The sequence below is a fragment of the Streptacidiphilus carbonis genome (assembly GCF_000787775.1).
Classification (GTDB): domain Bacteria; phylum Actinomycetota; class Actinomycetes; order Streptomycetales; family Streptomycetaceae; genus Streptacidiphilus; species Streptacidiphilus carbonis.
In genome coordinates this window covers 17,316-39,401 of the sequence record NZ_BBPM01000042.1, presented here as the reverse complement: position 1 = coordinate 39,401, position 22,086 = coordinate 17,316, and the positions used below count along the sequence as shown (strand labels likewise).

Sequence of the window (22,086 nt, the reverse complement as noted above, 5' to 3'; positions counted from 1 at the left end):
CGCCCCGGAACGAGTCGTAGCGCGCCGCACCGCCCGCACCGAACAGAGGAAGACCATGCGGACCACCGTTCCCGACCGACCCACAGGACAGCTGTCCGACGCCTGGCGCCTCTGCGTCGGCACGGGCCGGCTCGAACTCGCGCTGCGGCGCGACTACCAGGACTCGCTGGAGCTGATCCAGCGGGAGATCGGCTTCCGGTACATCCGGGGCCACGGCCTGCTCAGTGACGGGATGGGCGTCCACCGGCCCTACGAGTACCAGGGGGAGCGCCGGGTCCGGCACTCCTTCACCTATGTGGACCAGGTGATCGACGCCTATCTGCGGCTCGGCGTCCAGCCCTTCCTGGAGCTGGGGTTCATGCCTTCCGGGCTGGCCTCCGGCGACCGGACGGTATTCTGGTGGCTGGGCAACATCACCCCGCCGAAGGACTGGAACGAGTGGGCGGCGCTGGTCCGAGCCCTGGTCGCGCACCTCATCGACCGCTACGGCCTGGAACAGGTCCGGCAGTGGCCGATCGAGGTGTGGAACGAGCCCAACCTCAAGGAGTTCTGGGCCGACGCGGACCAGGACGCCTACCACCGGCTGTACGAGGTCACCGCGAACACCGTCAAGGAGGTGGACGCGTCGCTCCAGGTCGGCGGACCAGCCCTGGCACCGGGGGCCGACCCCGAGTGGCTGGTCCGCTTCGCCGACTTCGCCGCCGCCCGCTCGGCGCCCGTCGACTTCGTCAGCCGGCACGCGTACACCACCGGTCCGGCCCAGCACGTCCCGTTCGGGGTGCACCAGACGCTGGCCCCGGCGAGCCGGCTGCTGGAGCAGTTCGCAGCCCCTCGGGAGGAGTTGAAGGGGACAGCGCTCGCGGACCTGCCGGTGCACATCACCGAGTTCAACTCCTCCTACCGGCCCGACAACCCGATCCACGACACCGCGTTCCACGCGGCCTATCTGGCACCGGTGCTGGCTGCGGGTGGGGAGCTGGTCGACTCCTTCTCGTACTGGACGTTCAGCGACATGTTCGAGGAGGTCGGCGTCCCGACCTCGCTCTTCCACGGGGGCTTCGGTCTGCTGACGCACCGCCAGATCAAGAAGCCGACGTACCACCTGTACGCCTTCATGGCCCGGATGGGCGACCAGGTACTGGCCAGTGGCGCCGACCATCTGGTGACCCGTCATCATGACGGCCGGACCACCGTACTGGCCTGGGCACCCGTGGACCCCACCGGCCGGGAGCCGGTCCTGTCGCACACCGTGCAGTTGTCGCTCCCGGTGGCGGAAGCGTCCGGCGACGACTGCGCCGCGGTCTATGTGCAGCGTTCGTCCGTCAGCGAGGAGGCCGGGAATGCCTGGGCCGCCTGGAACGAGATGGGACGGCCCGCCTCGCCGCGCGCCCGGCAGTTGGACGCCCTGCGCGAGGCGGCGGAACCTGCTCGCAGCCACCGGAGCCTGCCGGTCCACGGCGGTCGGGTCGACTGCGACATCACGCTGGGCCTGCACGAAGTGACCCTGCTGGAGATCACGCCGGTCCGCGACGAGACACCCCCGTGGTGGGACGAGGCCCGACTGTACGGAGGCAACGCATGAGCAGCGGTACCGCACCAGGGCACGCGGCGCTCGGCCACTCCTCGGTCGGCCAGTCCTCGGTCGGCCAGTCCTCGTTCGGCCGGACGCCGCTCGCGCGTGCCGCGGCCCTGATCTACAACCTGCTGTCGATCGAGCTGCTGCTGCTGATCACGGTCGCGCCCTGTCTGCTGCTGCAGGCGATGCTCGACCACGACGCGAGCAACGTCCCGCTGGCGGCGGCCTGTCTGCTGCCGCTCGGCCCGGCCTGGTCCGCGGCGCTGTACGTCTGGCAGCACCGCCACCGGGACCTCACCGACCTGTGGCCGGCCAGGGCGTTCTGGCGCGGCTACCGGGCCAATGTCCGTGACGCGCTGCGGATCTGGGTGCCCTGGCTGGTCTGGATGACCGCTGCCGGGACCGTCCTCACCCACCTCGGTGCGGCCGGCGTCCCCACCTGGTGGGCGGTGCTGCTGGCGGTGATCACCGTGGCATCGGCGCTGTGGGTGGCCAATGCGCTGGTCATCGCCTCGCTGTTCAGCTTCCGTGCGGTCGACACGGCCCGCCTGGCCGTCTACTACCTGTTCCGTTGCGGCCGGACCACGCTGGGCAACCTCGCCGTCCTGGCCGCTACCGCCGCGGTGACGGCGGTCTGGTCCGAAGCGGTCCCGGCACTGCTGGCGTCGGTGCTCGCCGCCGGCGTCCTGCTGAACAGCCGTCCGATGACCACCGACATCCGAGAGCGATTCACGGCATGAGCCTCCCCTCCACTCGAAAGACCCTCTTCGGCGGGGACTACAACCCCGAGCAGTGGCCGGAGGAGGTGCGGGCCCAGGATTACAAGCTGTTCGACGCGGCCCGCATCGACACCGTCACCCTCGGCGTCTTCGCCTGGGCGCAGACCCAGCCGGCCCCCGACGTCCTCGACTTCTCCGTGCTGGACCGGATCGTCGAGCAGGCCACCGCCCAGGGCCGCAGCATCTGCCTGGCCACCGGCACCGGCGCCCAGCCGCCCTGGCTGGCCCGCCGCTTCCCGGAGGTGACCCGTACCGACTTCGAGGGCCGTCGGCACCGCTACGGGCAGCGGCACAACTCCTGCCCGAGTTCGCCGGTCTTCCGCAGGTTCTCCGCCGAGATGGCGGGCCGGATCGCCGAGCGCTACGCCGACAACCCGGCGGTCATCGCCTGGCACATCGGCAACGAGTACGGCGGCGCCTGCTACTGCGAGCTGTGCGCGGCCGGATTCCGCGACTGGCTGCGGGCCAGGTACGTCACTCTGGACGCGCTCAACTCGGCCTGGTACACCACCTTCTGGTCGCACACCTTCCACGACTGGGACGAGATCGAGCCGCCGTCCGCGCTCACCGAGCACTGGCGCGGCCCCGACCACACCGCGTTCCAGGGCATCACTCTGGACTACCTGCGCTTCATGTCCGACGCGATGCTGGCCGACTTCCTGGACGAGAAGGCGGCGATCCGCAGGCACAGCCCGGACACTCCGGTCACCACCAACTTCATGGGCATGTACCGCCCGATCGACTACCACCGCTGGGCCCCGCACCTGGACTTCGCCTCCTGGGACAACTACCCGCCCGAGGGCGCCCATCCGGCCTGGTCGGCGCTGGCCCACGACCTGATGCGAGGGCTGAAGGGCGGAGAGCCGTTCTGGCTGATGGAGCAGACCCCCAGCACCACCGCCTGCCGGGACTTCAACCCGCTGAAGCGGCCCGGGGTGATGGGCCTGTGGAGCTGGCAGGCGATAGCCCACGGCGCGGACGCCGCGCTCTTCTTCCAGATGCGCGCCTCCCGGGGCGCCTGCGAGAAGTACCACGGCGCGGTCATCGGCCACTCGGGCCGGGACGACACCCGGGTGTTCCAGGAAGTGGCGCGGCTGGGCGCGGAGCTGGAGCAGTTGGGCAGTGCCGCACTGGGTGCCCGTACCCCCGCCCGGGTGGCGCTGCTGTTCGACTGGGACAGCTGGTGGGCGCTGGAGATCTCCGACGGACCGTCACGCCTGGTGCGCTACCAGCAGGTGGTGCTCGGCTACTACCGCGCTCTCTGGGAGGCCGGGGTCGACGTGGACGTGGTCCCGGTCACCGCGGACCTGACCGGCTATCAGGTCGTCGTGGCCCCGGCGCTGCACATGCTGAAGGATGACCTGGCCCAGCGGCTGGAGGCAGTGGCCCGACGCGGCGGGTCGGTGCTCGCGACCTACCTGTCGGGCCGGGTGGACGAGAACGACAACGCGTTCCTGATGGACGTGCCCGGCCCGCTCGGACCGCTGATGGGGGTACGGATCGACGAGTGGGACGCGCGCGGCCCGGAGTTCGTCAACCGGGTGCGGCTGCGGGCGGGAGCCGATGACGCGAACCCGCTGACGGTCGAGTCGCGGCTGCTCTTCGAACTCGTCATCCCCCAGGGCGCGGAGACGGTCGGTGTCTATCAGGACGACTTCTACGCCGACACCCCGGCCGTCACCCGCAACGCCTTCGGCGCCGGCCACGGTTGGTACGTGGCCGCCGGCCTGGACCAAGCCGGCGTCGACTGGGTGGTCCGCCAGGTGCTGGCGGCCCATGACATCGCCTCCCGCCACCCGGACCTCCCGGCCCTGGAGACCACCCTGCGGGTCGCTCCGGACGGCACCCGTCTCCTCTTCCTCCTGAACCACGGCGACGACCCGATCGAGGTCCCCGCGACCACCGCGGGCGTGGACCTGCTCACCGCCGACCGCTTCGAACCGGGCCGGCCGATCACGCTGGCCCCCTGCGGAGTGCGGGTGCTGCGCGAGGACGGCTGACGATCGATCAGGGCGCCGGTTGCACCGTGCAGTCGGCGCCCTGTCGTGCCGTCCCGTGAACCTGCCGACCCGTGGACTCAGAAGATGGTCCGGCCCCGGGCGTCGGGGACTCCGGACTTGCGGAAGAAGTAGGTGTTGACCTGGTCGCGCCACTCCTCGGCGGAGCGGACCTGCTCGGTCAGCCGCTCCAGGACACGGGCGTGCAGTGCCGGGTCGACCACGCCCTCGGCGGGCAGCCGCTCCCAGCGCGAGCGTGCTTCGGCGGCTTCCGCGGCGCCGGTGAAGTGGGTGTCGTAGATGTGCTGGATGACGGAGCGTCCGGACTTCAGCGCATGACTGTAGGGGACGTGGTGGAAGAAGAGCAGGAGTTCGTCCGGGCAGTCCGCGAGTGACTCGTAGACGTCGGACCAGGGGGCCGGGTACTGGCCGGTGAAGCCGGTGCCGGTGGCGCGGGTCCGGTCGACGCCGATGCCGTCGTGGTCGGCGAAGTGGTAGGTGCCCCAGGGGGTGTACTCGTAGCCGTCGACGTCCGGGCCGTAGTGGTGGCCGGGGCGGACCATGAAGCCGACGCCCAGGGGGGCCGTGCAGCGCTCGTAGCTGCGCCAGGAGCCGTCCATCAGGGCGTGCAGGGTGTCCCGCAGCGGTCCCGGGTCCGCGGTCGCGGTGCGGGCGAAGGTGAGGTCGATCCACTCGTCGAGGAGGCGGATCGGGTCCGCCCGCGGGTCCCAGGCGAGCCGGCCGAAGGCGTAGAGGTTGGCCTGGGCGAGCGGGTGGCCGGTCCAGTAGGGGTCGTCGCCGACGTTGGAGACGGCGACCAGGTCGCCGCCGGCCGCACGGTCGGCGACGGTCGCGCCGTCGGCTCCCCAGGGGCGGAAGCCGAGGACCTCGCTCCACATCGGTCCCAGGTAGCACACGTGCCGCTGCTGGCCGGTGTACTCCTGGGTGGCCTGGAACTCCACGGCCAGGCGGGTCCGCGGCAGTCCCGCGATCACCGGCGACAGCGGTTCGCGCGGCTGGAAGTCCATCGGGCCGTGCTTGACCTGCAGCACCACATTGGCGCCGAACTCGCCGTCCAGCGGGGCGAAGTGGTCGAAGGCGGCGCGGGCCCGGTCGGTGGAGCGGTCCCGCCAGTCCTGCTGGTGGTTGTAGACGAAGGCGCGCCAGTGGACCGTACCGCCGAACGGCAGCAGCGCCTCGCCCAGCATGTCGGCTCCGTCGGCGTGGGTGCGGCCGTAGCTGAACGGGCCGGGCTGCCCCTCCGAGTCGGCCTTCACCACGAAGCCGCCGAAGTCCGGGATCGCCCGGTACACCCGGGCGGCGGCATCGGACCACCAGGCACGGACCTCCGGGTCCAACGGGTCGGCGGTGGGCAGTGCGCCGAGCACCACCGGCGAGGCGAAGTTGACCGAGAGGTGCACCCGGATCCCGTAGCGGCGCAGCTCGTCGGCGATGGCGGCGACATCGCCGAGCCGGTCGGTGAGCAGCCGGACCGCGGTGCCGTGCACATTGACGTTGTTGACCGAGACCGCGTTCACCCCGCAGGCGGCCAGCAGCCGGGCGTAGGCCCGGACCCGGGCCAGGTCGCCGAGCGGACCGCCGTCCCGCCAGAAGATCGAGCCGCCGGAGTACCCGCGCTCGACCTGGCCCATCACCGGATGGACGTCGACGTTGTCCCAGTGGTCCACCATCCGTCGGGCCACGGCGGGGCGGTGGTGCTCCACCGCGCGCTCGGGTTCCGGGCCGAAGGCGGCCTCGCCGAGGCGGACCAGCTGGAACAGTCCGTACAGCAGTCCGGCGGGGTGGTCGGCGAGGACCACGGTGACACCGTTGCGGCGGCCGAGCAGGAAGCCCTCGTCGCCGATGGCGGCCCCGGGCGCGTCGTCATGGAACTGCGCCAGAACGGCCGCGGCCTCGGCGTTCGGGCGCTCCGGGGCACCGGTGAGCGCGAGCACCAGATCGACCGGCCCGGCGCCCGCGTCCTCACCCCCCGCCGCGGTGCTTCCGCCGTAGCGGGCCGCAGCCTGCCCGACCTCCGTGCGCACCGTGTCGATCAGCATCCCGGCGCCGTGCACCAGGGACGGGCGTGAGCCGATCGCCCGGAACGCCTCTGCGGGTAGCCACGCCGGGTGGACGTTCGAAACTTTCGATTCCAGCGAACTGGGTATGTCAGAGCGGATCACGGCAGGAATATTAACGGCTTGGACCCGCCTTTCGGCAGGCCTGCGCGGACACTATTTCGGATATTTTTTCGAAACTATCGGCGGCATTCAGGCCGACTCCCGCACCACCAGCCGGCACGGGACCTGGTGCAGCCCCGGGCTCGGATTGGTGTCCATCGCCTCCAGCAGGCGCAGCGCCGCGATCCGTCCGATCTCGGCCAGGTCCACATCGATGGTGGTCAGCGGCGGGCGGGCGGCCAGCGTCATGGTCTCCCAGTTGTCGTAGCCCACCACCGCGATCTGCTCCGGCACCGGCACGCCGCGCTCGCGGAGGGTGTCGGTGACCCCCCGGGCGATCTGGTCGTTGCCGCAGAAGAATGCGTCGGTGTCGGGTGCCGAGCGCAGCACCGCGTCCGCGGCGCGGCGACCCCAGGCCTCGCTCCAGTCGCCGTAGTGCACCCGCCCGGTGGCCAGCGGGAGCGACGCCTGGTCCAGCAGCTCCGTCGTGAAGCGGGCCCGGTCGCTGGCGGCGGCGTGGTGGGCGGGGCCGGTGACATGCGCGATCCGGGTGCGGCCGGAGCCGAGCAGGTAGTCGACGGCCAGCTGGCAGCCGTGCCTCTCGTCCGAAACCACGGAGGTGTCGGCCGGATCGGTCGACGGCGACAGTGCGTAGACCACCGGGATCTCCCTGACCCCGGAGAGCGGCGGTCGCGGATCGGTGCGGCGGCCGGTGACGATGATGCCGTCCACCCGACGGTCCATCAGATTGCTGAGGTGGTGCTGCTCGCGGATCTGGTCGCCCCTGGTGTCGCAGAGCAGCACCGAGATCTTCCCGGCGCCCAGCGCGTCCTCCGCGCCCAGCAGCACCGGGGTGCTGAACCGGCCGATCCCGTCGGTGGTCATCAGCCCGACGGTCCAGCTGCGGCCGGTGTGCAGGCTCTGCGCCTGCGGGTTGGGACGGAAGTCCAGCGACTGGGCCGCGTCGAGCACCCGCTGACGGGTCTCGGGGCGCATCCTCCCGTTGCCGCTCAACGCCTTGGACGCGGTCCCGACGCTCACGCCGGCGAGCGCCGCCACGTCCGTGAGGGTGGTGGCCCTCGTCCTGGTGGGAGAGCGAACCGGGTCAGACACGGGGCAATCCTTTGCTCAGATGGGCTGGGAAACCTCATAGTGCCAGCGAAGACCGGCACTGACCAGTCGTAGTCCAACGAAAACTTATCTTGCGCACCCCCTTGACGCCCCGCTGGGTTGACCTTACGTTTCCGGCTTGAAAAAGGTTTGCGCAATTTTCTAGGACCCGGCTTGCGACACCGCTCCGAAAACGATCTTGGGAGTTCCATGTCCCGCACCCTCTCCGCCTCCACTGCGACCGGCCCGGTCCGGCTCGGCCCCCAGGCACGGGCCGCACTGCGGCCGACGGCCGCGCCGACGGTGACCGCGGGATTCTGGACCGACCGGCGGTCGACCAACGCCGGAGTGAGCATCCCGCAGGGCCCCGAACTGCTCGAATCCGCGGGCAACCTGCACAACCTGCGCCTGGTCGCGGGCAAGGAGGACGGGGCCTTCGAGGGGCACTACCCCTTCGTCGACTCCGACGTCTACAAGTGGCTGGAGGCCGCCTCCTGGCAGCTGGCCCAGGGCGGGGCGGGCTCCGGCGAGCTGGCCGCCGAGGTCGAGCGGATCATCGGCCTGGTCGCCGACGCGCAGGAGGAGGACGGCTACCTCAACACCTGGTTCCAGGCCGGCAAGGGCGAGGGCCGCTACTCCGACCTGCGCTGGGGCCATGAGCTCTACTGCGCGGGCCACCTCATCCAGGCGGCTGTCGCGCACCACCGGGCCACCGGCGGCGAGCAGCTGCTCACCGTCGCCCGCCGCTTCGCGGACCACATCGACACCGTCTTCGGCCCCGAGGGCAGCGGACGGCCGATCGACAGCTTCGACGCCCACCCCGAGGTGGAGACCGCCCTGGTCGAGCTGTACCGGGAGACCGGCGAGCAGCGCTACCTGGACCTGGCCGGCTACTTCGTCGACCGGCACGGCCACGGCCTGCAGGGCGGCGAGCCCTACTGCCAGGACCGGGTCCCGCTGCGCGAGGCGGACACCGTCGAGGGCCACGCGGTACGGCAGCTCTACCTGCTGGCCGCCGCCGCCGACCTGGCGACGGAGACCGGCGAGGAGGCCCTGGCCACGGCGTCGGAGCGGCTCTGGCACGCGATGGCCACCACCAAGACCCACCTGACCGGCGGCGTCGGCGCGCACCACGACAAGGAGGACTTCGGCGACCCCTACGAGCTCCCCAACGAGCGCGCCTACTGCGAGACCTGCGCCGCCATCGCCTCGATCCAGTTCAGCTGGCGGCTGGCGCTGCTCACCGGCCGCGCCCGGTACAGCGACCTGATCGAGCGCACCCTGTTCAACGGCTTCCTGGCCGGGGTGTCGCTGGACGGCGAGACCTGGCTGTACGTCAACCCGCTCCAGGTCCGCGACGGCTATGTCGACGACGGCGGCGACCAGTCCTCGCGCCGCACCCGCTGGTTCCGCTGCGCCTGCTGCCCGCCGAACGTGATGCGGCTGCTGGCCAGCCTGGAGCACTACCTCAGCTCCACCGACGGGCACGGCCTGCAGCTGCACCAGTACGCCTCGGGCCGCTTCACCGGCGATGCCGACGGTGCGTCAGCAGTTGTGAGCGTTAACACCGAATACCCCCGGGACGGCCTGATCCGACTGACCGTCGAGGAGAGCCCGGAGCAGCCGTGGACGCTGTCGCTGCGCATCCCGGAGTGGTGCGACAGCTGGACGCTGCGGCACGCCGACACCGGCGCGCCGGTGGCCGGGGCCGCTGCGGGGGAGGGCTGGCTGCGGGTCGAACGGACCTGGGCGGCCGGCGACGAGCTGGTGCTGGAGCTGGACCTGGCCCCGCGCCTGGTGGTCGCCGACCCGCGGGTCGACGCGGTGCGCGGCTGCGCGGCGATCGAGCGCGGCCCGCTGGTGTACTGCCTGGAGCAGGTCGACCACCCCGGTGGCGGACTTGACGACGTGTCGATCGATCCCGCCGTCCCGCTCACCCTCAAGGACCGCCCCGACCTGCTCGGCGGCGTCGTCACCGTTCTCGCCGGCGGCCACCGCCGCACCCCGGCCCCGACCGCGTCCGGCTGGTGGCCCTACCGGGCCCGCCCGGAGGCGTCGGCCACGAGCACGTCGGACCACACGTCCGAGCACACCCCTGACGGCGGCACGGCCATCGAGCTGACCGCCATCCCCTACTACGCCTGGGCCAACCGGAGCAGCGGCGCCATGCGCGTCTGGCTCCCGACGGACTGACCGCCCAGCGCGCCGAATCGCCCGTCCCTCGCACCACCACCCTCCGCACAGACCATTCCGCACAGACAACGAGGCCCACCATGAGACACCTGCGCCGCGCCCTGCTGGCCACCGTGCTGGCCACCGGCACCCTCGCCTCCGCCGCCGCCTGTTCCTCCAGCGGTTCCACCACGGCCGGATCGGGCACCGCCAAGGCTGCCGGCTACACCTTCTGGGACCCGTACCCGCAGTTCGACGCCACCTCGGACTGGGCCAAGCTGGTCGCCTCCTGCGGCACCCAGGCGGGCGTGACCGTCAAGCGCACCGGGATGGACACCACCGACCTGGGCAACAAGGCGCTGCTCGCCGCCCAGCAGGGCAACGCCCCGGACGTGATGCTGGTGGACAACCCGGTGGTGTCCACGCTGGTGCAGGCCGGGATCCTGAACAAGACAAGCGACCTGGGACTGGACACCTCCGCGATCCAGTCGAACATCATCGGCGCGGGCACGGTCGACGGCGCCTCCTACGGCATCCCGATCGGCGCCAACACCCTCGCCCTGTACTACAACAAGAACGTCCTCAAGGCCGCCGGGGTCGACGCCGCAGGCATCACCAACTGGGCCACCCTCACAGCGGCCCTGAACAAGGTCAAGGCGGCCGGGAAGAAGGGCATCACCTTCTCCGCGATCGGCACCGAGGAGGGCAGCTTCCAGTTCGAGCCCTGGTTCTGGGGCGCCGGCGGCGACCTGACCAAGCTGAACAACGCCAACGGCACGGCCGCCCTGTCGCTGTGGAAGGGCTGGGTCTCCGACGGGCTGGCCCCCAACGACGTGCTCAGCAACACCCAGACCACCAGCTGGCAGGAGTTCGCCACCGGCCAGTACGCCTTCGGCGAGAACGGCACCTGGCAGCTGGCCAACGCCGACAAGGCCGGCTTCCCGTACGGGGTCATCAGCATCCCGGCCAAGGACGGGGGAGCGGCCCCGGCGCCGACCGGCGGCGAGTTCGTCACCGTGCCGGTGCAGAAGGACACCTCCCGCTACGACGTCACCAAGAAGATCGTCTCCTGCCTGACCAGCTCCACCAACCTGCTCTCCACCGACACCACGCTGTCCTACATCGCGCCCACCAGCGCCGTGCAGGCCCAGCAGGTGGCCAAGAACGCCGAGCTGAAGCCGTGGGTGACCGCGGTCGCCGCCGCCAAGGGCCGCACCAGCGGCGGGCTGGGCACCAAGTACCCGGTGATCTCGGAGCAGCTGTGGACCGCGGTGCAGTCCGCGCTCTCCGGCGGCAAGAGCCCCCAGGCCGCCCTGGACGCGGCCCAGACCGCAGTCGCCAACCACCAGGGCTAGCAGCAGGTCCGGCCCTCGGGCCTGCCCCGCAGCCCGAGGGCCTGTCCCTGGACGTCGCCACCGCATCGAGGAGCGCCATCCGCATGACCACCGCACGAGCCGATCGCCTCCAGCGGTCACCAGCCACGTCCAGGGCGACCCCCGCAGGGACCGACGGTCCCGCAGAGTCCGCGGGGCCCGCACAGCCCGCGGACCCCGGCGCGCGCGCCCGTGGGCGCCGACAGCGCCGCCGCAGCCAGCTCATCGCCTGGGGGTTCGTCGCGCCCCTGGTCGCCTACCTGGCCGCCTTCTACGTCTACCCGCTCTACCGCAACCTCGACCTGAGTCTGCACCACTACACGGTCCGCTCCTTCGTCGACAACGACGCCCCGTTCTCGGGCTGGGCCAACTACTCTCAGGTGCTGCACGACCCCACCTTCTGGCCCGCGATGCGCAACACCATGGTGTTCACGCTGGTCTCGATCCTGCTGCAGTACACGGCCGGACTGGCCCTCGCGGTCTTCTTCAACCGGGGCTTCCGGCTCTCCGGAACGCTGCGGGCACTGTTCCTGGTGCCCTGGCTGCTCCCGCTGATCGTGTCGTCGTCCACCTGGGCCTGGATGCTCAACAGCGAGTCCGGCGTGGTCAACTACGGGCTGCACCTGGTGGGCGTGGGGCCGGTGGACTGGCTCACCTCGCCGAACTGGGCGCTGACCTCGGTGATCATCGCCAACATCTGGATCGGCATCCCCTTCAACCTGGTCATCCTCTACAGCGGGCTGCAGAACATCCCCGGCGAGCTGTACGAGGCGGCCTCGCTGGACGGCGCGGGGAGCTGGCAGCAGTTCCGCCGGATCACCTTCCCGCTGCTGCGGCCGGTCTCGGCGATCACCCTGCTGCTGGGCCTGGTCTACACGCTGAAGGTCTTCGACCTGATCTGGATCATGACCAAGGGCGGTCCGGGGAACGCCTCCTCCACCCTCGCCACCTGGTCCTACCGGTTCGGATTCGGTTCCCTGCTCCCGCAGTTCGGCCCCGGGGCGGCGGTGGGCAACATCCTCATCCTGATCGCCCTGGTCTTCGGCCTGTTCTACATCCGCGTCCAGAGGAGGCAGGCCGCATGACCGCCGCCACCGTGCCCGCCCCGGCTTCCGTCCCGGCCCCCGCACCCGCTCCCGCGTCCGCCCCGCGCCGGCGTTCACGCGTCCGGACCGCAGTCGGTGTCGTGCTGACCGCGCTGATGCTGTTCCCGGTCTACTGGATGATCAATGTCTCGCTGACCCCGCAGCAGGACATGCGCAAGGACCCGCCGGACCTGTTCCCGCTGCACCCCACCTTCCAGGGCTACCAGGCCGTTCTCAACGACCAGTTGCCGTACCTGCTGACCAGCCTGCTGATCGGCCTGGGCACCGTCGCGCTGACCCTCGCGGTCTCCGCCCCGGCGGCGTACGCGCTGGCCAAGCTCCGCCCGCGCGGCGGCGGCGTACTGGGGATGGTGCTGCTGATCGCGCAGATGATCCCCGGCATCGTGATGGCCATGGGCTTCTACGGGATCTTCCTCAACTTCGGTCTGATGAACTCCTGGTGGGGCCTGATCATCGCCGACTCCACCATCGCCGTCCCGTTCGGCGTGATGATCTTCACCGCGTTCATGTCGGGCATCCCGGACGAGCTGACCGCGGCCGCGCTGATCGACGGCGCGGGCAGCATCCGCACCTTCTGGTCGGTGGTCCTGCCGGTCAGCCGCAACGCGCTGGTGACCGTCTCGCTGTTCAGCTTCCTGTGGGCGTGGTCCGACTTCGTCTTCGCGAACACCCTCGACAGCGGCGGCTCCATGCAGCCGATCACCCTCGGCATCTACCGCTACATCGGCAACAACAACCAGGAGTGGAACGCCATCATGGCCACCGCCGTGGTGGCCTCCATCCCGGCGGCCCTGCTGCTCGTCCTGGCCCAGCGCTATGTCGCCGCGGGCGTGACGGCAGGCGCGGTCAAGGACTGACCGCGGGGCGCACCCGCGCGCCCCCGAGGGGCTGCAACTGAACCGCTGAGAAAAAGTCGCACCCACGTAGGGGCGCGGGGAACTGCGCGACCGACCATGCACAACCCGCGCCAAACAGCCGTCCCGCACCCCCCGTCCCGGGCCGCCGCACCCCCCGTACCGCTCCTCCGCAATTGGCACCACCCCCACCCCACCCGGCACCAGTCAGGAGAGCACCACGTGACCACCGCAGGTACCCCCGCAGTCAGGGCGACAGCCCTACTCGGCACCCTCGCCATGGCCGTCTCGGCCACCGCCCTCGGCGCCACCTCGGCGCACGCGGCCCCCAGCAGCGCCACCACCCTGGTGGTCAACGCCAACCAGCCGTTCCGCACCGTCACCCACGTCGCCACCGGCAGCCTCTACGGCCTGGCCAACTCGGGGACCCCGGCCGCGAGCGTGGTCGCCCCGCTGCACCCCAACACCTTTGTGCAGATGGCTCCGGGCGGCTCCCAGCTGCCCAACGGCGAGCCCGCCCCGGCGGGCGACGCGCTGAAGGTGGCGTCCGAGGCCGCCGGCGCCGGCGCCAAGGTGGTCGTCCGGATGCCGGACTGGTACCCGAACTTCCCTTACAAGTGGGTGAGTTGGAGCAACTGGCTGTCCGCCGTCGACACCCAGGTCGCCTCCGTGAAGGCGTCCGGCGCCGGCAACATCAGCGCCTACGAACTGTGGAACGAGCCGGACTGGACCTGGGACACCACCAACGCCGGCAGCTTCGACGCCGGTTGGGCCACCACCTACAAGGAGGTCAGGTCCAAGGACTCCAGCACCCCCATCCAGGGCCCGAGCTACTCGGCCTGGAACCTCAGCTGGATGACCACCTTCCTCACCGACGCCAAGGCCAGCGGAACCGTCCCGGACATCATCAGCTGGCACGAGCTCCAGGGCGACGCCAACATAGCCGCGCACGTCGCCGCCTACCGCAACCTGGAGACCAGCCTCGGCCTCAGCCCGCGGCCGATCGCCATCGAGGAGTACGGGACCACCAGCGAGGTCGGCGTGCCCGGCGCGCTGGTCGGCTACGCCGCCAAGTTCGAGCGGGCCGGCGTGAACAACGCCGAGATGGCCTTCTGGAACCACTACGGCACCCTCGGTGACACCCTGACCGACACCGGGGGCTCCCCGAACGGCGCCTACTGGCTGTACCAGTGGTACGGCGACATGAGCGGGAACATGGTGACGACCACGCCGCCCGCACAGACCGGCATCGACGGCATGGCCTCGGTCAACAGCGCCGGCAACCAGGTCAGCGTGGTCTTCGGCGGCGGTGCGGGTTCCAGCGCGGTGACCGTCAACGGTCTGAGCTCGCTCAGCGCGTTCGGCGGCACCGTGCACGCCAAGCTGGAGTACACCCCGTCCAAGGGCCGCACCACCGCGGTCTCCGCTCCGATCACCATCTCCGACGCCGACTACACCGTCAGCGGCGGCTCCATCACCGTGCCGGTCGCGACCAACGCCTCCGACGGCTACCACCTGGTGATCACGCCCAGCGGCACCGACACCTCGCTGGCCGGGACCTACCAGATCAAGAACGTCAACAGCGGTCTGGCCCTGGACACCACCAACGCCGGCACCGCCCAGGGCACCCTGGTCGACCAGGCCACCTCCAGCACCGGCACCGACCAGTCCTGGACCCTGACCGCCGCCGGATCGGGCCTCTACAAGATCGTCAACAAGGCGAGCGGGCTGCTGCTCGGCATCACCAACGCCGGCACCTCCGACGGCGGCACCGCGCTGATCTGGGGTGACAACGGGACCGCCGACCACCTGTGGCAGCTGATCCCGGCCGGCAGCGGCCAGTACAAGATCGCCAACTACAACAGCGGGCTGCTCCTCGGAGTCAGCAACATGAGCACCTCCTCCGGCGCCCAGGTCCTGCAGTGGGACGACAACGGCACCGCCGACCACCTCTGGACCCTGACGGCACGCTGACCTGCCGTCAGCCCGCCGGTCCGTCAGCCGGGCGGCCCCGCGCAGCAACCGCTGCGCGGGGCCGCTGCGTTCCACCGGGTTTTCACAAGATCCCCGGCTACGGTCCGCACCGGTGTCGGCGGAGCGAGCGCAGAGGGGTGCGGATCCGGTGGGTGAGCATGTGCTGGGCGGGCGCTACCTGGTCTCCGGGCTGCTCGGACGCGGTGGTATGGCGGAAGTGCATCTGGCCCGTGACCTGCGCCTGGACCGGCCGGTCGCGGTGAAACTGCTGCGGCCGGACATCGCCGTCGACCCCACGTACCTGGCCAGGTTCCGGCGCGAGGCGCTCTCGGCAGCATCGCTGAACCACCCCGGCGTGGTCGCGGTGTACGACTGCGGCGAGGACACCGTCGACGGGATGCTGCTCCCGTACCTGGTGATGGAGCACGTCCACGGCTCCACCCTGGCCGAACTCCTCAGGGAGAGCGCCCCGCTGCCCGAACGGGAGGCGCTGGAGCTGGCCGCGGGCATCCTGGACGCCCTCGACTACGCGCATGCCCGCGGGATCGTGCACCGGGACATCAAACCGGCGAATGTGATGCTCACCGGCGACGGCCGGACCAAGGTGATGGACTTCGGCATCGCCAGGCCGATGAACGGCGACGCCACCGCCCTGACCCAGGCCTCGATGATCATCGGCACCGCGGACTACCTCTCGCCGGAACAGGCCGAGGGCCTGCCGGTGGACGCCCGCTCGGACCTCTACTCCACCGGCTGCCTGCTCTACGAGCTGCTCACCGGCCGTACTCCGTTCGCCGGCGGCACCCCGCTGGAGGTGGCCTGGCGGCGGCTCGGGGAGGACCCGCCGCCCCCGTCGTCGCACGCTTCCGCGCTGAGCGGGGACTGCGAGCGGCTGGTACTGAGAGCGCTGGCGCGCGACAGGGAGAACCGCTTCCGGACGGCCGCGGAGATGCGCGCGGCCGTGGAGGCGGCACTGGGCTCCGGTGCCGCTGCCGCGGCTGTGCCCGGGACCTCGGCGCTCGGTGCGCGCACCCCGCGTGATGAAGCGACGGTCCGGGAGCCGCTGCCGCCCACGGTCCGCGAGCCGTTCTCGTCGACGGTTCAGCAGGCGCCCCGGCGCCCGGTACCGACATCGCGCCGCCGAGCGGTGGCCGTGTCCGGCGCTGTGCTCGCCGTCGCCGTCGCGGCGGCGCTCGCGCTCGGGGCGGCGGCGGGTGGGGCCAAGCCGAACGGCGTCACCCCGAACCTGTCCGGGAAGTCCCTGCTGGAGGCCCGGACCAGTGCCCGACTGGCCGGACTCCAGGTCGGAGCGGTGGTGCACGGCGGCTGTCCGGTTAGTGGATTCGCGCCCGCGCATGTCTGCGCCCAGTCACCCGCGCCGGGCAGCACCGCCGCCCACGGGACGCGCATCACCGTGCGCCTGGCCGCGGTCAAGCCCTGACGGCCCGCCGGCCGGGCCGCCGACCGACGGCCCGTCGGTCCGCCCGGTCCGTTCCTACCGCCGGGTGAGCCAGGTGGCGATGTCCTCCACCACCGCCGCTTCGACGTGCCCGGGCCGGGCGTACTCGGCGGGGGTGGCGGGGCCGCTGCCTGCGAAGAAGAAGTGGTTGGCGTCCTGGTGCAGCCGGATGGTCACCTCGGGTCGGTCCGCCAGCGCATGCCGCCAGCGGGTCAGGTCGTCGGCCTCGGTGACCTGGTAGTCCCGGCCGCCCTGCAGGATCAGCATGGGGAGGTCGGTGAGCCCGACCGCCGCAGCCACCGGGTCGTAGTCGCGTCCGTCCAGCCAGAAGGCCGCGGGGAAGCCGAAGGGGAGCAGCTCCGACGGGGTGTCGAGGGCGAGGTCGGGGCTCGCCGCCAGTGCGGCCTGCCCGACCAGGGCCGCGACCGCGTTGTCCGCGTTCGGGCCGGGGTCGAGGGTCGCGAGGTAGCGGGCCACCCGGACGGCTGCTTCGTGCATCGGCTGGGCATCCGCGGCGAGCAGGACCAGGCCGGCGATCGACGGGTCGGCGGCGGCGATCCGGGGTGCCACCCGGCCGCCCATGCTGTGGCCGAGCAGGTGGATCCGCTGCGGGTCCACCTCGGACTGCTGCCGGAGCAGCCGGACGGCGGCGAGGGCCGGCGGAAGGTACTCGCCGGACATCGTGGGGTCCGACGGAATCTGGTCCGGGTAAGCGAAGGAGGCCTTGTCGAAGCGGAGGACGGCCACCTGCCGTGAGGCGAGACCCCAGGCGAGGTCCTTGAGCGGCTTGTTCGCACCGCTGGTCCCGTCCCGGTCGAAGGCGCCGCCGCCGCTGAGCAGCACCACGGCGGGCCACGGCCCGGGACCGGCGGGGAGGCTGAGCGTGCCGGGCACGGCGAGCGGGCCGGTGCCGAGCTGGACGTCCCGCTCGGTGAAGCGGGACGGGTCCGCGTAGTGCGGCGGCTGCCACTCGGCGTCGCCGTGCGGGGCGAACCGCAGGCCGTGCAGCAGGTCGTCGCCGCCGACCGAGGTCACGACGGTGAAGCCGCCGTCCGCGCAGGTCACCGGGATGCGGAAGCGGACCGGGGAGCCGTCGGCTGCGTCCGCTCCGTCTGCTCCGGCGGACCTGTCGGGAAGGACCGTCGGCTCGCCGATCGCGCACACCGGGCCCTGCGCGGCCGTCTGGGTGACCCAGGCCAGCCGCAGCGCTTCCGCGGAGACCGCGGCTCGCAGCGGTGGCGCGAAGAGTCTCACGGTGTCGGCGAAACGCTCCGTCCGCAGCAGTGCGGCGAAGTCCCGCGCCACATTCCGTGTCCGTGCTGGGCTCGCATCATCCTGTCTCATGAATGAGAACGGTATCAGATGTGAGACCATCTGTGGATGGATTCCCTGGAACTTCTGGCCCACCCCATCCGGCTGCGGATCGTTCATGCGATGGGGGGTGGACGGCTGCTGACCACCACTCAGCTCCGGGCCCGGATCCCCGAGGCCTCCAAGGCCACCGTCTACCGGCATATCGACCTGCTGGTGGCAGGCGGGATCCTGGAAGTGGCCGAGGAGCGGAAGGTGCGCGGCGCACTGGAGCGCCACTACCGGCTGCGGCAGGACCGGGCCGTGATCGGCGCCGACGCGGTCCGCTCGCTCACCCCGGAGGACCACCGGCAGGCCTTCGCCACCGCGATGACCGCCCTGATCGCCGAGTTCAACGCCTACCTGGACCGGGGGCAGGCCGATCCGGTGGCCGACCAGGTCGGGTACCGGCAGCATGCGCTCTGGCTCAGCCCGGCAGAACTGGACGAGCTGATCGGCGAGCTGCGCGCGGCCATCGTGCCCAGGATGGGCAACCGACCCGGCCCGGGGCGGTCGCAGTACCTGCTGAGCCCGGTCCAGTTCCCCCTGGAGGGCCCGGCGGCGGAGGAGGAGCCGTAGCTCCGGGGGCCGAGGGTCGTCGGCCCCTGGGGGGGCCGTCCGTCGGCTCCGGTTCTGTCGGCTCCGGGATCTGGTGCTTCCGGGGTCCGGCGGCCGCCCTCAGGCTGGTTCGGGGTCGCCCGGGGGCAGGGGCTGCTCGGACCAGATGGTCTTGCCGCGGGGGTTGTACCGGGTGCCCCAGCGGCTGCTGCAGTGCATGACCAGGAAGAGGCCGCGGCCGCCCTCGTCCCCGTCGGCCGCCAGCCGCATGTGCGGGGCGGTGCTGCTGGCGTCGGAGACCTCGCAGGAGAGGGTCCCGGCCCGGATCAGGCGCAGGGTCACCGCCCCCTGTCCGTAGCGGATGGCGTTGGTGACCAGCTCGCTGACGATCAGTTCGGTCGTGTCGACGAGATCGTGCAGGCCCCAGGCGGTGAGTTGATGACGGGTCAGATCCCTTGCGGTGGAGACGATGGACTTGTCCTCCGGGAGGGTCCAGTGGGCGACCTGGTCGGCGTCCAGCACGCTGGTGCGGGCCAGCAGCAGGATGGCGTCCTGCTCGGGGCGGTCGGTGGCCAGGGCGTAGGCGGCGGCGTCGCACAGGGCCTGCAGGTCGTGCTCGGGCTGGGCCAGCACCTGGGCGAGGCGGTGACTGTTTCCGTTCCGCCCGTCTCCGTTCTGCCCCTCTCCGTTCTGCCCCTCTCCGTTCCGCCCGTTTCCGTTCTGGCCGTCTCCGCCCGCACCTCTGTCGGCGCCGGCGCGCAGGCCGTCCGTGCGCAGGCCGTCCGTGGCCAGGGCGAGGAGGGTGCCGGGGGGCAGTTGCAGACGGGCCGAGGGGTAGCCTGCCTCCCCGGACCCCAGCCTCGCGCCGATCGGGACGTCGAGCGGGAGCTCGGCGCCGTCCGGGCCCAGTGCCAGCGGGGTGCGGTGTCCGGCGCTGGCACCGTCGCAGCTGCCGGTGACCGGGTCGTAGACCAGGTAGAGGCAGGACGCCGTGTCCGGCTCGCCGCCGCTGTCCCGGGCCAAGCGCTGCATGGTCTCGTCGAGTCGGCCCAGCAGCTCGTCCGGAGCCAGGTCCTGGGCGGCCAGGGTCTGCACGGCCGTGCGCAGCTGCCCCATCGCCGCGGCGGTGCCGATGCCGTGGCCGCCGACCTCGCCCACCACCAGCGCCACCCGCGCCCCCGACAGCGGGACCAGGTCGTACCAGGCGCCGCCGGTGCCGGCGGGCAGGTAGAGGTGGGCGGTGCTGAGTGCGGCGAGCGGCGGTGGCGGGGAGGGCAGCAGGTGGCGCTGGAGCGCGGTCGCGATGGAGGCCTGCCGGATGAAGCTGTGGGCCCGCTCGACGCTCATCGCCGCCCGGACCGCCAGCTCCCCGGCCAGCTCCAGGTCCAGGCCGGTGAACGGCTCCCGGTGCGGGCCGCGGTAGAAGCCGACCAGCCCGAGCAGGACGCCGTGCGCGGCCAGCGGAGCCACGATCAGCGAGTCCACCGTCGCGTCGTCGACCTGGCCGGCGCCGGGGGAGCGGAGGTAGGGCCACTGATCGGCACCGGCCCGGCCGTCCAGCCCGGTGAGCAGCCGGGGGCGCAGGTCCTCCAGGCTCTGGGTGAACGGCGTCGGGAACGGAACCGTGGTCAGGTCCCCGAGCTCGACGCTGCCGGCCCGCGCCGCGTCGACGGACCGGTACGCCACCCGGCGCAACGGCAGGGCGGCGTCCACCGGTCCCGGCCGCAGCTCCTCGCCGCGGAGCGCGTCGTCGCGCAGGTCCACCACCGCGGTGTCGGCGAACCTCGGCACGGCGACGACGGCCAGCTCGTCCGCGGTGGCGGCGGGGTCCAGGGTGGAGCCGATGGCACGGTGGCCCTCGTGCAGCGTGGCCAGCCGCTCCAGCGCCTGCTCGCGCTCGGTGACGTCCTCGACCACGGCTGCCAGTCCCAGCACCTGTCCCTCGGTGTCGCTCAGGCGGAACAACGACACCGAGGCGACCATCTCGCGGGTCGGGTCGGTCGGCGGGAAGCCGCGCACCAGCCGACCGCGGACGGCCGTGCCGGAGGCGAGCACCGCACGGGCGAGATCCGTCACCTCATCGGTGATCAGCTCCGGGGCGACCTCGGCGATCAGGTGGCCGCGGACGTCGTCGTCGGGCAGGCCCCGGATGCCGCGGGCGGAGTGGTTGAAGTGGACCACGCGCAGCTCGTCGTCCAGGACGAACAGTCCCGACAGGGCTTCGTGGAAAAGGGCGTCCAGCAGCGCCGTGTCGGTCGGCGCCGGCGGTCTCCCGGACATCTCGGCCACCCTTCCGTCTCCGAACTGCCGGCTGTACCGGCACCGCGTCGCCCTGCTCCGCCTGCTCCCCTCAGCATCACAGCGCACCGGGCTGCCGCAACTCGGTCGCCCGGGGGGGCCGGGGCCGGGGCCGGGGGCGGGGCCGCGGCCGGGGCCGGGCCGGCCTCGACCGGCTGGTTCGCGTTCCGCTCCTCGTCGGGGGCATAGCCGGCCTCGGAGACGCCGTTGAAATTGTTCCCTGACGACTCAGTGATCACCTTCTGTGCGTAGGGCCCCTGGTCTCTGACCCTGCGAGCCACTCGATCGTGTGGCCCTGTCATGTTCGATCTCGCCTGCGCTGCGTGAGTTGTGCGCCCGAGCCTGCGATCCTGGCGGGATGCATCAGCCGTCGATGTCGTTCTCGGACAGGTGGTCGCTCGCGCCGTCCAGTGCCACCGACTGGCTGCGGGAAATCGCCGAGGATGACGGCCTCACAGGCTTCATGCCGCCCCCGCTGCCGGATGCGGCCTGGGTGCTGAACGCCATGTACGAACACGACCGCGCCCCTGCCGGCCTCTCGTACGACGACGTTCATCGAGCCATGGTCGCGGACGGGACCGCGGCCATGGAGATCGTCGGTGACATCGATCTGACTGCCGAGACGACGGTCACCGGGGGCAGACTGGGTCGCGCGGATCACCCCGGCCAGGGGTGGCGGCGGCTGCGCTGGGCCGAGCTGGTGGAGCGCAGCGGCGATCCGGTGGCCCCTGAGGGCCGCCTGCCCTGCTTTCGTTCCTTCCCCTCCGTCCGGATCAACGGCAGCTGGCCCGTCTCGATCGCTCCGCCGACCGAGGGCAGTCTGGACCGCGAGTCCTGGAACCGGCTGGTACGGCTGCTGTGTGCGCACAGCCCTGCGGGAGCGGACACCCGCTGCCTGGCCTACTACAGTCCGCTGATGCTCGGAGCACACGACTTCGACAACCTGCACGTACAAGCAGGAGTCCTCGGCGACGCCGAGGAGTTGTACGACCATCCGGAGATCGACTTCAGCCCGTCCAACCTGTGGGCCGAGGACCGTTCCTGGGTCGTGTGCACCGATTACGACCTGTGGGCCACCAAGGTCGCCGGGCCCGGCTTCCTGATCGAGGCCCTTCTGGCCGACGGTGAACTCGAAGCAGTGCGACTGCCCTGGGCCTGCTGAGCCTCGCCGTTCGCGCGGCATGGCGTTTTCCACGCCGGCCAGCAACCACTATCACCCCGCGCACGGGGGGCAGAGTCCCTAGGCCTCAGGCGTGCGGGAGCAGTTCATCCGATCGGCGGCAATGGTGCTGCAGCCGGT

The 22,086-nt window shown here is 71.6% G+C and carries 15 protein-coding genes; 11 read left to right on the top strand and 4 right to left on the bottom strand.

The window, feature by feature from the left end:
- The first annotated feature begins 55 nt into the window (after positions 1-55).
- From TR46_RS27015 to TR46_RS27005, 3 genes are read left to right on the top strand one after another with little or no spacing between them, the layout of a single operon-like run.
- Entirely contained in the window at positions 56-1,582 is a 1,527-nt protein-coding gene (locus TR46_RS27015; protein WP_042405985.1) for a GH39 family glycosyl hydrolase, read from the top strand.
- Positions 1,579-2,316, top strand: a complete 738-nt coding sequence (locus TR46_RS27010) for a DUF624 domain-containing protein (protein ID WP_042405984.1) — start codon at positions 1,579-1,581, stop codon at positions 2,314-2,316. The genes TR46_RS27015 and TR46_RS27010 overlap by 4 nt, the downstream gene beginning before the upstream one ends.
- Entirely contained in the window at positions 2,313-4,355 is a 2,043-nt protein-coding gene (locus TR46_RS27005; protein WP_042405983.1) for a beta-galactosidase, read from the top strand. The genes TR46_RS27010 and TR46_RS27005 overlap by 4 nt, the downstream gene beginning before the upstream one ends.
- A gap of 77 nt (positions 4,356-4,432) precedes the next feature.
- On the opposite strand, the gene TR46_RS27000 is transcribed toward TR46_RS27005, so the two are convergent.
- Together TR46_RS27000 and TR46_RS26995 are read right to left on the bottom strand one after the other, a co-directional pair.
- Positions 4,433-6,535 (bottom strand): alpha-glucuronidase, encoded by a 2,103-nt coding sequence (locus TR46_RS27000; protein ID WP_042405979.1) that lies wholly within the window; start codon positions 6,533-6,535, stop codon positions 4,433-4,435.
- 87 nt (positions 6,536-6,622) lie between these two features.
- On the bottom strand, positions 6,623-7,645 hold the full coding sequence (locus TR46_RS26995; protein ID WP_084718959.1) for a LacI family DNA-binding transcriptional regulator: 1,023 nt from the start codon (positions 7,643-7,645) through the stop codon (positions 6,623-6,625).
- 207 nt (positions 7,646-7,852) lie between these two features.
- Here TR46_RS26995 and TR46_RS26990 point away from each other — a divergent pair, with 207 nt between their 5' ends.
- The 6 genes from TR46_RS26990 to TR46_RS26965 all read left to right on the top strand — a co-directional run bounded on the left by TR46_RS26990 (position 7,853) and on the right by TR46_RS26965 (position 16,562).
- Entirely contained in the window at positions 7,853-9,835 is a 1,983-nt protein-coding gene (locus TR46_RS26990) for a glycoside hydrolase family 127 protein (RefSeq protein ID WP_042405977.1), read from the top strand.
- A gap of 80 nt (positions 9,836-9,915) precedes the next feature.
- A complete protein-coding gene (locus TR46_RS26985; protein WP_042405975.1) occupies positions 9,916-11,169 on the top strand; it encodes a sugar ABC transporter substrate-binding protein in 1,254 nt (417 codons plus the stop codon).
- 83 nt (positions 11,170-11,252) lie between these two features.
- A complete protein-coding gene (locus TR46_RS26980) occupies positions 11,253-12,272 on the top strand; it encodes a carbohydrate ABC transporter permease (protein WP_042405973.1) in 1,020 nt (339 codons plus the stop codon).
- 116 nt (positions 12,273-12,388) lie between these two features.
- Positions 12,389-13,150 (top strand): carbohydrate ABC transporter permease, encoded by a 762-nt coding sequence (locus TR46_RS26975; RefSeq protein ID WP_042406044.1) that lies wholly within the window; start codon positions 12,389-12,391, stop codon positions 13,148-13,150.
- 219 nt (positions 13,151-13,369) lie between these two features.
- Positions 13,370-15,121 carry an RICIN domain-containing protein gene (locus TR46_RS26970; protein ID WP_042405971.1) on the top strand — a complete coding sequence of 584 codons (1,752 nt, stop codon included), beginning with the start codon at positions 13,370-13,372 and terminating at the stop codon, positions 15,119-15,121.
- 148 nt (positions 15,122-15,269) lie between these two features.
- The gene (locus TR46_RS26965; protein WP_052433121.1) at positions 15,270-16,562 is read left to right on the top strand and encodes a protein kinase domain-containing protein; all 1,293 of its coding nucleotides are present in this window, start codon (positions 15,270-15,272) and stop codon (positions 16,560-16,562) included.
- 54 nt (positions 16,563-16,616) lie between these two features.
- Here the strand turns inward: TR46_RS26965 and TR46_RS26960 are convergent, their stop codons facing one another.
- Positions 16,617-17,885, bottom strand: coding sequence for an alpha/beta hydrolase family protein (locus tag TR46_RS26960; RefSeq protein ID WP_161790203.1), 1,269 nt, complete (start codon positions 17,883-17,885; stop codon positions 16,617-16,619).
- A gap of 75 nt (positions 17,886-17,960) precedes the next feature.
- Between TR46_RS26960 and TR46_RS26955 the strand changes: the two genes are divergently transcribed.
- Positions 17,961-18,509 (top strand): helix-turn-helix domain-containing protein, encoded by a 549-nt coding sequence (locus TR46_RS26955; RefSeq protein WP_042405969.1) that lies wholly within the window; start codon positions 17,961-17,963, stop codon positions 18,507-18,509.
- 99 nt (positions 18,510-18,608) lie between these two features.
- Here TR46_RS26955 and TR46_RS26950 read toward each other — a convergent pair whose 3' ends face one another.
- Positions 18,609-20,768, bottom strand: a complete 2,160-nt coding sequence (locus TR46_RS26950; RefSeq protein WP_042405967.1) for a SpoIIE family protein phosphatase — start codon at positions 20,766-20,768, stop codon at positions 18,609-18,611.
- A gap of 376 nt (positions 20,769-21,144) precedes the next feature.
- Here TR46_RS26950 and TR46_RS26945 point away from each other — a divergent pair, with 376 nt between their 5' ends.
- On the top strand, positions 21,145-21,948 hold the full coding sequence (locus tag TR46_RS26945; RefSeq protein ID WP_042405965.1) for a hypothetical protein: 804 nt from the start codon (positions 21,145-21,147) through the stop codon (positions 21,946-21,948).
- The last annotated feature ends 138 nt before the right edge of the window (positions 21,949-22,086 follow it).